The following is an 11,971-nucleotide window of genomic DNA, read 5'->3' on the forward strand; positions in this document are numbered from 1 at the left end:
GGGGAGAAATATCATGGACTCAGGCTCCAGCGGCGTTGCCGGCGGCATCGGCGACCCGGACGACGACCACCCGAACCCCGTCGGTGACGCCGTGGTCAGCGGCGTGCGCTCCGTCCTCGACAAACTCGGCCCGGCGGGCAAGAAAGCCGCCGACCAGCTGCCGAAGAAAAAGGACAAGTAAAGCCGCGATTATTCCGGCGAACGTGACCGCGCGCCGCGAGGGAAATTACGCGTGAACAATGCGGTCACGCACTGACCCGCCACCGGCAGGGGCGCGGAGAGCGATCCTGACTGTCGCTCTCCGCGCCGGCCGGGCGGTTGTTTCGGGCCGAACCTATTTGTCCGCCCTATTTCGTCCGGGCCGCGATCCAATCCGCGATCACGTCCACCCGCGACGTCGTTTCGACGGTCGCGTGGGGGCAGTCCGGACCGGTCGTCTCCACGGAGATGAGCTGGCCGCCGCTGCCGGAGGGTACGAAGTAGGGCGCGCCCGAGTCGTAGACGCACGCGCTGGTGGTCGGGGAAGGCGCGACACCGCGGACGCCGACGGTGGTGCTGCCCACGGAGGCGATCTGCACGGTGCCCTGCTGCAGCTTCGAGGACGGCACGGGGTTCTTCGCCGTGTGGCTGCCCCAGCCCGCGAGGGTGAGGCGCTGGCCGGCGGCCGGGATCAGGCGGTTCACGGTCAGCGGCGTGATGTCCGGGACCGCGCTGTCGAGTTGCACGAGCGCGACGTCGTTCTCCGCGGACTGCAGCACCTGCGTCGCCTTGCGGGTGACGCCCGCTTCCTTCGCTTCGTCCACCAGGCCGAGCGTGACGGTGGTCGGGTACGGCACCGGGCCGGACACGCGGTTGCGCTGCGCGTCGTGGAAGCAGTGGCCGGTCGTGATGATCCACGTGGGCGCGACGAGGGAGCCCGAGCAGAAGCTCGTGTACGTGCTCCCGTCCGGGCGCGGGATGCTCGCCATGGTCAGCTTGGCCGTGAAGCCGTACTGGCCCGGGGCCACGTCGGACCCGTCGGCGACGGCCAGGGCCGGGCCGGCGGTGAGGAGGGGCAGGAGGGCAGCTGCGGTGAGTGCGGCGCGGACGCGCATTCTTTCCCTTCGTCGGGCCACCGGCAGGGCGCCGATGATCGACCCTCAACGCTATCCAGCTACTTCCGGGTCAGGAATTCCCTTGTCGGGCGAAAGAAAACGGGCCCCGCGGCCTGTGCGCGGAGCCCGTCTTCTGGTATCCGGGTGTCAGTGGGTCTGCGCCAGCACCCAGTCGGCGACGACGTCGACGCGCGAGGTCGTCTCCAGCTGGTCGTGGGGGCAGTCGGGGCCTTCCGACTCGACGGCCACGATCCGGCCGCCGCGGCCGGAAGCCACGAAGTACGGCGCACCCGAGTCGTAGAGGCAGGCGCTGGTGTCCGCGGCCGGCGCGACGCCGTGCACGCCGAGGGTGGTGGCCGCGACCTCGCCGACCGCCACGGTGCCCTGCTGCAGCTTCATCGACGGTGCCGCGTCCACCGAGCTCAGCGCGCCCCAGCCGGCGAGCGTCAGCTTCTGCCCGACCGTCGGCTCGGAGCGGCTCACCTTGAGCGGCGTGATCCCGCGGACCGGCTTGTCGAGCTTGGCGAGTGCGATGTCGCCTGCGTCGGCCTGGACCACGTCGGTGACCTGGCGCGTCACGCCGAGCTTGCCGCGCTGCACGGTCGTGCCGAGCAGCACCGAAGTCGGGTAGGGCACCGGGCCGGAGATCGGGTTGCGGTTCACGTCGTGGAAGCAGTGCCCGGCGGTGAGGATCCACTGCGGCGCGACGAGGGCGCCGGAGCAGCCGCTGTCGTAGTGCGTGCCGTCGGGCCGCGGGATGTTCGTCATCGTGAGCTTCGCGGCGAACTCGAACCGGCCCTGCGGCACGTCGGATCCGTTGGCGACGGCCGACGCGGGTACGGCGGTGGCGAGCGCGGCTGAAAGCGTGAGCAGAGCCGCGGAAAGGATCGCGCGAACGCGCATGTCAGTTCCCCCTGGTCAGATGGCACCGGTCGAACCGGTGATCGGCCAGAGCCTAGCCAGCACCGGGGTTCACTCGAAAGTGTTCGGGCAACCGGGCTGCCACGGGGCCGACCCGGTTGCCCGGACGTCGATCAGTTCACGCCGACGAGGTCGACGACGAAGATCAGCGTCTCGTTGGGCTTGATCACGCCGCCCGCGCCGCGCTCGCCGTACGCGAGGTGCGGCGGGATCACCAGCTGGCGACGGCCACCGATCTTCATGCCGGCCACTCCCTGGTCCCAGCCGGGGATGACCTGGCCGGCGCCGAGCGCGAAGCGCAGGGGCTCGCCGCGATCCCAGGACGCGTCGAACTGCGCTCCGGTGGAGTGCGAGACGCCGACGTAGTGGACCGTCACTGCGTTGCCCGGCTGGGCCTCCGCGCCGTCACCGACGGTGAGGTCGGTGATCTCCAGTTCGGCGGGAGGGGGTCCGTCCGGGCGGTCGATTTCGGGCTTTTCCAAGGTCATGGCGCTCACCGTACCTAGCGGCGGCAGGCTGCGCCGATCGGACTAGGCCCAAAGAGGGGTTAAACGCGAATAGTCTTCACACTTCATCTACCCGTCGGTAGCGTGCGCTGGGTCACCCCTGGGGGAACCTCGTGGACGGGAGCTCCGGCATGCGACGACGCATCCGCACCCTGGCTGTTTCGGCCCTGGCCGTTGTCGCGGCGGGACTCGTGACAGCGGTCGGCGGCGCGCCACCGGCCTCGGCGGCCTTGCCCGGCAACGACTATTGCGCCGGCCAGTGCAACGACATCCTCCCGCCGGGGGAGAACGGCAGCGCGACGCTCGCGGAGATCCTCGGCAACAAGGCGTTCGGCACGCAGCCCGCGCACGCCGACGACCAGCTCGGCAAGTACGCCGACCTCGCCGGTGGCTACAAGACGCTGACGACGGACACCATCGGCAAGTTCTTCAACGACTCCTCCTTCGGTGTCCCCGCCGACCAGGTCGCGAGCACGCTGCAGCCCCGCTCCGATGTCACGATCACGCGCGACAAGGCCACCGGTGTCCCGCACATCCAGGGCACCACGCGTTCCGGCACGGAGTTCGGCGCCGGCTACGCGGCGGCGCAGGACCGCTTGTGGCTCATGGACATCATGCGCCGCGTCGGCCGCGGCCAGCTGACCTCGTACGCCGGTGGCGCGCCCGCCAACCGCGAGCTGGAGCAGTCGTTCTTCGCCGCCGCGCCCTACACCGAGGACGAGCTGCAGCAGCAGATCGAGGCGACGGCCGCCAGCGGCCCGCGCGGCAAGCAGGGCCTCGCCGACGCGCAGTCGTACCTCGACGGCATCAACTCCTACATCACCGACTCCCACAACGGCCGCTACTTCCCGGGCGAGTACGTGCTCACCGGCCACGTCGACGCGATCACCAACGCGGGGACCATCGAACCGTTCAAGCTCACCGACCTCGTGGTGCTCGCCTCCGTGGTCGGCGCGCAGTTCGGCGCCGGTGGCGGCGGTGAGGTGCAGAACGCGATCGCGAAGCTCGCGTTGCAGGAGAAGTACGGTGTGGCGAAGGGTGAGCAGGTGTGGCAGAGCCTGCGTTCGGCCGACGACCCCGAAGCCGTGAAGACACTCCACGACGGCCAGACCTTCGACTACGGCATGACCCCGGCCAACCCGCAGGGCCTCGCCATGCCGGACAAGGGTTCCGTCACGCCGCAGCAGCTCGTGTACGACCAGTCCGGGTCGGCGGCGACCAACACACCGGCGAAGGTCGACGTCAAGGCGCCGGCGGACCAGCAGGCCGCGAAAGGCATGTTCGACAACGGCGTGCTGCCCGGCGACATGCTGAGCGACAAGCACGGCATGTCCAACGCGCTCGTGGTCTCGGGCAGCAAGACCGCCAGCGGTCACCCGGTCGCCGTGTTCGGCCCGCAGACCGGGTACTTCGCGCCGCAGCTGCTCCTGCTGCAGGAACTTCAGGGCCCGGGCATCAGCGCGCGCGGCGCGTCGTTCGCCGGCATCTCGATGTACGTGCTGCTCGGCCGCGGCCAGGACTACTCGTGGAGCGCCACGACGTCGGCGCAGGACATCATCGACACGTTCGCGCTGCCGCTGTGCGACCCGAGCGGCAAGCCGGCCACGAAGGACTCGAACTACTACGTCTACCAGGGCCAATGCCTGCCGATGGACACCGTGGAGCGCAAGGACTCCTGGTCGCCGACGGTGGCCGACGGCACCGCCGCCGGTTCGTACACGCTGCGCAGCTACCGCACGAAGTACGGCCCGGTGACCAGCCGCGCGACGATCGGCGGCAAGCCCGTGGCGTACGCGTCGCTGCGGTCGTCGTACTTCCACGAGGTCGATTCGCTCATCGGCTTCCAGGAGTTCAACGACCCCGACTTCATCCACTCCGCGGCCGACTTCCAGCGGGCCGCGAGCGACGTGAACTTCACCTTCAACTGGTTCTACGCCGACTCCAAGGACGTCGCCTACTTCAACTCCGGCGCCAACCCCGTCCGCAATTCCACTGTGGACCCGATGATGCCGGTGTGGGGCGACGAGGGTTACGACTGGCAAGGCTGGAACCCGGACGGCAACAAGGCGAACTACACCCCGGCCTCCCAGCACCCGCAGTCGGTGAACCAGGACTACTACGTCAGCTGGAACAACGCCCAGGCCAAAGGCTACGCCTCGGGCGGCGCCGACAAGTCGGCCGTGCACCGCGCCGACCTGCTCGACACGCGTGTGAAGGCACTGATTACCAGCGGCACCAAGGTGACGCGCGTGAACCTCGCGCAGGCCATGGAAGACGCGGCGCTCGCAGACCTGCGGGCCGAGGAGGTCTTGCCGTTGCTGCTGCAGGTGCTCGACAAGACGCCGCTCACCGGCGCGGCGGCCGACGCCGAGGCCAAACTGAAGACGTGGCTGCAACACGGGCACCAGCGCGTGGAGTCTTCTCCGGGCAGCAAGATGTACAACGACGCCGACGCGATCCGGATCATGGACGCGTGGTGGCCGCTGCTCGTCACCGCGGAGTTCAAGCCGGCCCTGGGCGACGACGCCTTCACCGCGATGACGAACGTGCTGCAGATCAACGAAAGCCCGTCCGGCTTCCAGAACGAGCTGCCGGGCAAGCACGTCGGCCAGCCGCACCAGGGTTCGTCGTACCAGCACGGCTGGTGGGGTTACGTCAGCAAGGACATCCGCACGGTGCTGGGCCAGCCGGTCGCCGGCCCGCTGGGCGCGACGTTCTGCGGTGGCGGCGACCTCACCGCCTGCCGCACCGCGCTGGTCGACTCGCTCACGGCGGCCGCGGCGCAGCCCGCCACCACCGTGTACCCGGGTGACGCCGACTGCTCCGCCGGCGACCAGTGGTGCGCCGACACCGTGATCCAGCGGCCGCTCGGCGGCATCACGCACAACAAGATCAGCACGCAGAACCGGCCGACGTTCCAGCAGGTCGTCGAGTACCCGGCCCACCGTGGCGACAACGTCAGCAACCTCGCGGCGGGTAAACCGGTGAGCGCCACGAGCGCCGAGACGGGCTTCTACAACTCGCCCGCGTCGAACGCCGTGGACGCCAACGCGAAGACGCGGTGGGCCAGCGACTGGAGCGACAACCAGTCGATCACCGTCGACCTCGGTTCGGTGCAGCAGGTCGCGCGGGTGGTGCTCTCGTGGGAAGCCGCGTACGCGAAGGGCTACAAGGTGCAGCTCTCGGCGGACGGCGAGAACTGGCGTGACGCGGCCGTGGTGACCGACGGCAACGGCGGCGCGGACAACGTGTCGTTCACGCCGTCGGACGCCCGGTTCGTCCGGATGCAGGGCGTGCAGCGGGGGACCGGTTACGGCTACTCGCTGTACGAGTTCGAGGTGTACGCGCACTGAAAGGCGTGGTCGGCTCGCCGGCGCGGGTGAGCCGACCGCCACATCACGGCTGCCCGGCCGCGATAGCGCCATTGCCGATCCGGCCAAAAGCAGGCGCACCCCCGGCACGAACCGCAAGCCTGCGACGCAGGTCATAGCGCCGTGGCTGTGGCCGGATTGGCAACAAAGGCGCAGTACGGTGTTCGGTATGGATTGGACACCGCGCACGATCGCGATCGCGGCCGGGCGGCCGCACGGCCCCGGCGAGCCCCTGAACACCCCGATCGTGGCCACGAGCACGTTCGAAGCCGGCGGTGATTCCGTCTACGCGCGCTCCGACGGCACGGAGACCTGGCACGCGCTCGAAGAAGCCGTCGGTGCCCTGGAAGGCGGCCACGCCACCAGCTTCGGCTCCGGCGTCGCGACCCTGTCGGCCGTGCTGGACACGCTGCCGGTCGGCTCGTCCGTGGCGGTCCCGACGTTCAGCTACGCGGTGACGCGCGGCGCGATGCACCACGCCGAGAAGATGGGCCGCATCACCGTCACCGAGCTCGAACCCACCGACACGCAGGCGTGGCTCGACTGCGACGCCGACCTGCTGTGGCTCGAGTCGCCGACGAACCCGACGCTCGAAGTGATGGAGATCGAGACCATCGCGCGCGGCACCCGCGGCCGGGTGGTCGTGGACAACACCTTCGCGACGCCGTTGCACCAGCAGCCGCTGAAGCTGGGCGCGGACATCGTGGTGCACAGCGCGACAAAGCTCATCGGCGGGCACAGCGACCTGTTGCTGGGCATCACCGTCGCGGCCGACGAGACCGTCGCGGCCGAGCTGCGCGGGGCGCGTACGCGGATCGGCTCGACGCCCGGCGCGCTCGAAGCGTGGCTCGCGTTGCGTGGCCTGCGCACGATGCCGGTGCGGCTTGCGGAGCAGTCGAAAACGGCGACGCTGCTGGCTTCCCGCCTGGCGGAACACCCGGCCGTCACGAAGGTGCGTTACCCCGGTTTCGGGATGATGGTGTCGTTCGAGCTGGCCACGGCCGAAGCCGCCGACAAGGTGTGTTCCGCCGTCCGGCTGATCCGCGCGGCGACGAGCCTCGGCGGCGTGGAAAGCCTGGTGGAACGGCGTGCGTGGCTGCCGGGGGAGGAGCGCGTGCCCGCCGGGTTGCTGCGGTTCAGCGTCGGACTGGAGGATCCGGAAGACCTCTGGCGCGACCTCGTCACCGCGCTGGGCTGAATCCGGTCAACAATTCACGGAGATTCGCCGGTGGGCCGGAAACTGTTACAGTAAAGCCACGGTTCCGCCGGCTTTCGTGTGTGGGCGCGGGTGTCGAGCCAGATCATCGCCGGGCCCCGCGGGTTCGTTACCTCTATTTACGGTGCTTTTAATCACCGTCGAAATCGTTTCGTGTTTACCCCTTTGGTCCGGCAGGATCAGCGAACGCGGTGGGGGCCACCGCGCTTTCTTCCAGGGGAGAACAACACGTGAAGAAGACCCTGGGCAGACTCGCGGGCGCCGTGCTCGCGGGCGCCCTGATCAGCCTTGCCGTCACGCCCTCCGCGTTCGCGCAGGAGGACAACGGCGGCACGCCGACCACGTCCGAGGTCGCCACTCCGCCCACTTCGGACACTCCGGTCACCGACGCGCCCGCGTCGGACACGCCGTCTTCGGACGCTCCGGCGTCCTCGCAGGCACCGTCCTCTTCGGACAACCCGCCGGCGACCAGCGGTCAGCCGACCGAAACCAGCCAGCCGGGCGACCCGGGCAACCCGGGCAACACCGGTGAGCCGAGCGACTCCTCGACCCCGACCACGTCGGGCTCCGAAGAGACCTCGACCCCGGAGGAGCCGCCGTACGTCGACGACAGCGCCTACGGCATCGACTTCGACGGTGGCCAGGGCCTGTTCGTGATCGCGTGCGCCGCGGGCGAGCCGACCAACGTGTCCTCGAGCGACTTCGACCTGCTCGAAGGTCCGCACCAGGACGAGACCGACGGCCGCTACTGGGGCTGGCTCGTGCAGCGCCACGACGGCGTGTCCTTCGACGCCGGCAACGTGACCGCGACCTGGACCTGCGGTGGCGACCAGACCGGCGACCAGCCGGTGCCGCCGGCCGGTGGCGCGGGCGCGGGTTCCGCGGGCACGACCAACGGTGACGGCACCTCGCAGGTCAAGTACGCGCCCAAGGGTGGCGTCGAGACCGGCTTCGGCGGCATGGCCGCTTGATGGCGAAGAAGTACGGGCAGGGCGTCGCGATCGCAGGCGCCCTGCTCCTTTCCCTGACGCTGAGCGGCTGCGGTTCGGACGCCCCGGCGACCGCCGCGAAGCCCGCCCCGGCGAGCAAGCCGGTGCCGGTGACCAAGCCGTTCACCGGCCTGCGGCCGACGTCGGTGGAGATCCCGAAGATCGGCGCGAAGTCGTCGCTGATCACCGTGCTGCCCAACAAGGACGGGCAGATCTCGGTGCCGTCGGTGAAGACGCCGATGCAGGCCGCGTGGTACCGCCTCTCGCCCGTGCCGGGTGAGGTCGGCCCGGCGATCGTGCTGGGCCACGTCGACGGCAACCACCAGCCGGGCATCTTCTACAAGCTCAAGGACGTCAACCCCGGCGACGAGGTCGACATCGAGCGCAGCGACGGCAAGAAGCTGAAGTTCGTGGTGGACCACAAGGACGAGGTCCCCAAGGACACCTTCCCCACGCAGGCGGTCTTCGGCAACACCGACAAGCCCCAACTGCGCCTGATCACGTGCGGTGGCGTGTTCGACCACGCCGAGCACAGCTACAAGGACAACATCATCGTGTACGCGAACCTCGTCTCCTGAGCGTTCCCCCGCACGATCACGCAGCCCGGCGCCACCAGCGGCCGGGCTGCGGTCGTTTGCGGACCGGTTCGGCCGGCGCGGGCTCGACCCGGAACCACCCGATGCGCCCGGAGAGCTCCGGCATCCCCGTGGAAATCAGCACGGCATACCCGAGCCGCGTGGCGAGCCAACGTCCCATCCGCTGCACCTCCTCCGCCCCGACGTGCGCCGCGACCACTCGCACCGGCTTGCGTGGGAAGTACTTCAAGACTTCGTTCCACACGTCCGCAGGCAGGCGCGGTGGCACGTCCAGCACCACCGTCCGCTCGGCCTCCGCCGCAACCGCGCGGCTCAGCAGCCATGCCCTATCGCTGATGTGCTCGCCGAAGTACATGATCGTGGCGTTGCCGACCGGGAAACTCGCGGGTTCCATCACCCACCTCCTCACCTCCTGACACGGGCGGGGTGGCATCGGCGGTTCACCCGTCGCCGAGTTGCGTCGCTCCCGGCGTGAGGACGGTGCGGTCGAACGGCCCGCCGTGCATGGCTGCGTGGGCGACAGCGTCGTTGACCTGGTCGAGGTCGAACCGGGTGACGCGTTCGGGGGCGAGGTCCAGTGCCCCCGTCGCGATGAGCCGGATCATGGCGACGTTCGCTGTCCGCGGGTACATCCACTGGCCTCGGACGGTCACCGAGTTGCGCATGATCCACGGGTAGGGCAGGGCGAGATCCGCACCGCCGAGCATGCCGACGCCACCCATCAGCACGACCCGCCCGTACTCGCGCACGGTCATGACCGTCGCCCGGGTCACCGAGCTGGGTGCCTGGGGTGGCAGTAGATCCACCACGAGGTCGATCGGGCCGGCCGCGGCCATTCTCGTGCGGTCGGTGTCTTCGTCTCCACTGAGCTCGACCGGGCTCACCCGCGCGCCGAACCGGTCGGCGAGCAGGTCGAGGACGGCGCGGTTGCGGCCCGGGGCCACCACGTGCCCGGCACCCATGGCGAGCGCGACAGCGACCGCGCTGCTGCCGAGATTGCCGGTCGCGCCGCTGACCAGCACCGTCTCACCGGCCGCGAGCCGGCCGGCCACCAGCCCGCCGTAGGGAATGGTGTGCACACCCAGCGCGGACCAGCGGGCGGGATCGGCTGCGGCCGAGTCGGGCAGGGGGTGCACGTTCTCGGTCGGAACCCGCATGAGCTCGGCGAACGGTCCGTCGTGAAGGTAGCGGGCCAGCTTGGCGCCGCCCTCGCCGCGGGAGCTCCAGCCCTGCAGCGTGATGTCCGGGGTCAGGGCGTCGTCGCGAGCGCGGACCGTCGAGTCGCACCACACCAGGTCACCCGTCTTCAGCTTGGTCGCGTCCGGTCCCACACTCACCACCCGGCCGATCCCGCCGACACCGGGCACGACCGGTGGTTCGAGCGGATAGCGCCGTTCACCGCTGAACACCTCGGCCGCATACGGCGGCACGCAGGTCGCCAGGACCTCGACCAGTACCTCGCCGTTGCCGGTGCGCGGGTCGGGTACGTGGTGCACCTGGAGCGGGGAACCGAACGCGGTGAGTGTCGCTGCACGCATGGAACGCCTTTCTGTTTCGTCCTTCGCCACGCTAGGTACATCAGGCGCATGCCGGAAGCGATGATCCGGTATCTGTGCTATGCGTAGTCGGCATGGACGTTTCGAGCGCGACGCTGCGCGTGCTGTGCCAGATCGCCGAGTCGGGAAGCTTCACCGCGGCCGCCGCGGAGCTGGGCTACACGCAGTCCGCGGTCTCGCGCCAGGCGATCGCCCTCGAACGAAGCGTCGGAGCCACCTTGTTCGAGCGGCGGACCGACGGGGTGCGGCTCACGCCGCGCGGACTGACGTTGCTGCGCTACGCGCGAACGATCTTGGCGTCGGTCGACGCGGCTGAGCGCGACCTGACCGACGAGGCTCCTCGCACGGAACTGGTGCGGCTCGGGTCGGTCTTCAGCGCAGGCCCGGTGATCCTGCCCGCCGCGCTCGCCCGGCTCGCCAGGACCGCGCCCGGCGTCCGGGTTTCCACCCGCGAGGGCACCACGCCCGGCTTGGCCCGGGCGTTGCGCACCGGTTCGATCGATCTCGCCGTGCTCACCTCGCGCCCACCGCACCGGCCACCTGACGGCGAGTCACCTCGCCTGCACCTCACGGCCGTTCAGGACACCGAGCTCCTCGTGGCGGCCTCGGCCACCGGCCCGTTCGCCGGCCGCACGTCCGTGCACGTCGACGAACTGGTCGACGTACCGTGGATCGCCAGCCCCTCGTCGAGCGCGGAGCCGCTGCTCGGGGTCTGGCCCGGTCTGCCAGGGCGAGCACGCATCGTCCACAGTGCACGGGACTGGCTGACGAAACTGCACCTGGTCGCCGGAGGGTTCGGCGTCACCACCGTTCCGGAAGGCTTGGCGCCGGTTGCCCCGGCCGGGGTGATTTCCCTGCGCGTCGAGGGCGCGCCGGCCGAGATCCGCAGGGTTTTCGTGGCCCGGCTCCCCGGCCCTTCCACGTCGGCGATGACCGCGGTCACCCAGGCGATCGCCGCCACCGGCCGGCCGTGACGATTCACAGCAACGGCGTGAGCAACGCGCGCTGCCCTTCCGGTACGTACTCCGCGTAGTTGTCGTACAACGCTCTCCGTGCCAGCCGCGCCGCCAGCTCGCCGTCGGCCGCGCGCACGGCTTCGAGCACCTCGGCGTGGTGGCGCAGCCACGACTGCATCAACGCCGAACGGTCGCGGGCGTGCGAGAGCTTGTCCTCGATCAGCTCCAGCACCACGCCGCGCACGACCTCGGCGCTCACCACCAGCAGCGGGTTGCGCGACGCGCGGGCGATCGTCTCGTGGAACGCGACGTCGGCGTGGCTGAACTGCGCGAAGCCCTCCTCGGCGCCGGCGCGCATGGCCGCGAGTGCGGTGTCCAAAGCGGACAGATCGTCGTCGGTGCGCAGCTGTGCGGCCAGCAGGTGGGCTGAACCGTCGAGCACCATCCGGAACTGCAGCAGCTCCGCCAGCCCCACGTGGTCGGCGCGGGCGAGCCGGTGCATCGAGCGGTGCAACGCCGCTGGTGACGCGGCCAGCACCTCGGGCCCGCGCGGGTCACCGGGCCGCGACCGGATCAGCTCGGCGGCCTGCAGCACGCGCAACGCTTCCCGCACCGTCGAGCGGCCGACGCCGAACTGGGTCATGAGCTCGCGTTCGCCGGGCAGGCGCTCGCCGGGTTTGAGGCGGCCGCTGACCACGGCCTCCTCGATCTGCTCCACGATCCGCTCGTACGCGCGGACCGGGGCCACCGGCTCGAACTTCATCCC

Annotated in this window: 12 protein-coding genes; 6 read left to right on the forward strand and 6 right to left on the reverse strand. The window is 70.1% G+C overall.

Annotation, left to right across the window (positions count from 1 at the left end; translation table 11 throughout):
- Positions 1–13: 13 nt before the first annotated feature.
- Positions 14–181 (forward strand): hypothetical protein, encoded by a 168-nt coding sequence (locus ACQPXB_RS00365; protein ID WP_220245467.1) that lies wholly within the window; start codon positions 14–16, stop codon positions 179–181.
- Between the two features lie 166 nt (positions 182–347).
- Here ACQPXB_RS00365 and ACQPXB_RS00370 read toward each other — a convergent pair whose 3' ends face one another.
- The 3 genes from ACQPXB_RS00370 to ACQPXB_RS00380 all read right to left on the reverse strand — a co-directional run bounded on the left by ACQPXB_RS00370 (position 348) and on the right by ACQPXB_RS00380 (position 2,503).
- Positions 348–1,094: a S1 family peptidase gene (locus ACQPXB_RS00370; protein WP_366586023.1), complete on the reverse strand. Its 747-nt coding sequence runs from the start codon at positions 1,092–1,094 to the stop codon at positions 348–350.
- A gap of 147 nt (positions 1,095–1,241) precedes the next feature.
- Entirely contained in the window at positions 1,242–1,997 is a 756-nt protein-coding gene (locus ACQPXB_RS00375) for a S1 family peptidase (protein WP_386943788.1), read from the reverse strand.
- A 131-nt stretch (positions 1,998–2,128) separates the two neighbouring features.
- Entirely contained in the window at positions 2,129–2,503 is a 375-nt protein-coding gene (locus ACQPXB_RS00380; RefSeq protein ID WP_364043517.1) for an FKBP-type peptidyl-prolyl cis-trans isomerase, read from the reverse strand.
- Positions 2,504–2,652: 149 nt separating this feature from the next.
- On the opposite strand from ACQPXB_RS00380, the gene ACQPXB_RS00385 reads away from it, so the two are divergent.
- The 4 genes from ACQPXB_RS00385 to ACQPXB_RS00400 all read left to right on the forward strand — a co-directional run bounded on the left by ACQPXB_RS00385 (position 2,653) and on the right by ACQPXB_RS00400 (position 8,675).
- Positions 2,653–5,874, forward strand: a complete 3,222-nt coding sequence (locus ACQPXB_RS00385) for a penicillin acylase family protein (protein WP_432849066.1) — start codon at positions 2,653–2,655, stop codon at positions 5,872–5,874.
- A gap of 187 nt (positions 5,875–6,061) precedes the next feature.
- Complete coding sequence (locus tag ACQPXB_RS00390) at positions 6,062–7,090, forward strand: trans-sulfuration enzyme family protein (RefSeq protein WP_432849067.1); 1,029 nt, start codon at positions 6,062–6,064, stop codon at positions 7,088–7,090.
- A 248-nt stretch (positions 7,091–7,338) separates the two neighbouring features.
- Positions 7,339–8,079, forward strand: coding sequence for a hypothetical protein (locus tag ACQPXB_RS00395; protein ID WP_366586032.1), 741 nt, complete (start codon positions 7,339–7,341; stop codon positions 8,077–8,079).
- Positions 8,079–8,675 (forward strand): class F sortase, encoded by a 597-nt coding sequence (locus ACQPXB_RS00400; RefSeq protein WP_432849068.1) that lies wholly within the window; start codon positions 8,079–8,081, stop codon positions 8,673–8,675. Before ACQPXB_RS00395 ends, ACQPXB_RS00400 begins: the two co-directional genes overlap by 1 nt.
- Before the next feature lie 16 nt (positions 8,676–8,691).
- Here the strand turns inward: ACQPXB_RS00400 and ACQPXB_RS00405 are convergent, their stop codons facing one another.
- Together ACQPXB_RS00405 and ACQPXB_RS00410 are read right to left on the reverse strand one after the other, a co-directional pair.
- Positions 8,692–9,087, reverse strand: coding sequence for a hypothetical protein (locus ACQPXB_RS00405; protein ID WP_432849069.1), 396 nt, complete (start codon positions 9,085–9,087; stop codon positions 8,692–8,694).
- Between the two features lie 46 nt (positions 9,088–9,133).
- Complete coding sequence (locus tag ACQPXB_RS00410) at positions 9,134–10,231, reverse strand: alcohol dehydrogenase catalytic domain-containing protein (protein WP_432849070.1); 1,098 nt, start codon at positions 10,229–10,231, stop codon at positions 9,134–9,136.
- A 92-nt stretch (positions 10,232–10,323) separates the two neighbouring features.
- Between ACQPXB_RS00410 and ACQPXB_RS00415 the strand changes: the two genes are divergently transcribed.
- Positions 10,324–11,223: a LysR family transcriptional regulator gene (locus ACQPXB_RS00415; RefSeq protein WP_432849071.1), complete on the forward strand. Its 900-nt coding sequence runs from the start codon at positions 10,324–10,326 to the stop codon at positions 11,221–11,223.
- Between the two features lie 4 nt (positions 11,224–11,227).
- Here ACQPXB_RS00415 and ACQPXB_RS00420 read toward each other — a convergent pair whose 3' ends face one another.
- Positions 11,228–11,968, reverse strand: coding sequence for a FadR/GntR family transcriptional regulator (locus ACQPXB_RS00420; protein ID WP_432849072.1), 741 nt, complete (start codon positions 11,966–11,968; stop codon positions 11,228–11,230).
- Positions 11,969–11,971 lie beyond the last annotated feature (3 nt).

The sequence above is a fragment of the Amycolatopsis sp. CA-161197 genome, from assembly GCF_050942255.1.
In the GTDB taxonomy this organism is placed as follows: Bacteria; Actinomycetota; Actinomycetes; order Mycobacteriales; family Pseudonocardiaceae; genus Amycolatopsis.

Excerpts from the sequence above, each read along its gene's own strand:
- ACQPXB_RS00365 (WP_220245467.1), top strand. The coding sequence starts at position 14 with ATGGACTCAGGCTCCAGCGGCGTTGCCGGCGGCATCGGCGACCCGGAC.
- ACQPXB_RS00370 (WP_366586023.1), bottom strand. The coding sequence starts at position 1,094 with ATGCGCGTCCGCGCCGCACTCACCGCAGCTGCCCTCCTGCCCCTCCTC.
- ACQPXB_RS00375 (WP_386943788.1), bottom strand. The coding sequence starts at position 1,997 with ATGCGCGTTCGCGCGATCCTTTCCGCGGCTCTGCTCACGCTTTCAGCC.
- ACQPXB_RS00380 (WP_364043517.1), bottom strand. The coding sequence starts at position 2,503 with ATGACCTTGGAAAAGCCCGAAATCGACCGCCCGGACGGACCCCCTCCC.
- ACQPXB_RS00385 (WP_432849066.1), top strand. The coding sequence starts at position 2,653 with ATGCGACGACGCATCCGCACCCTGGCTGTTTCGGCCCTGGCCGTTGTC.
- ACQPXB_RS00390 (WP_432849067.1), top strand. The coding sequence starts at position 6,062 with ATGGATTGGACACCGCGCACGATCGCGATCGCGGCCGGGCGGCCGCAC.
- ACQPXB_RS00400 (WP_432849068.1), top strand. The coding sequence starts at position 8,079 with ATGGCGAAGAAGTACGGGCAGGGCGTCGCGATCGCAGGCGCCCTGCTC.
- ACQPXB_RS00405 (WP_432849069.1), bottom strand. The coding sequence starts at position 9,087 with ATGGAACCCGCGAGTTTCCCGGTCGGCAACGCCACGATCATGTACTTC.
- ACQPXB_RS00410 (WP_432849070.1), bottom strand. The coding sequence starts at position 10,231 with ATGCGTGCAGCGACACTCACCGCGTTCGGTTCCCCGCTCCAGGTGCAC.
- ACQPXB_RS00415 (WP_432849071.1), top strand. The coding sequence starts at position 10,324 with ATGGACGTTTCGAGCGCGACGCTGCGCGTGCTGTGCCAGATCGCCGAG.
- ACQPXB_RS00420 (WP_432849072.1), bottom strand. The coding sequence starts at position 11,968 with ATGAAGTTCGAGCCGGTGGCCCCGGTCCGCGCGTACGAGCGGATCGTG.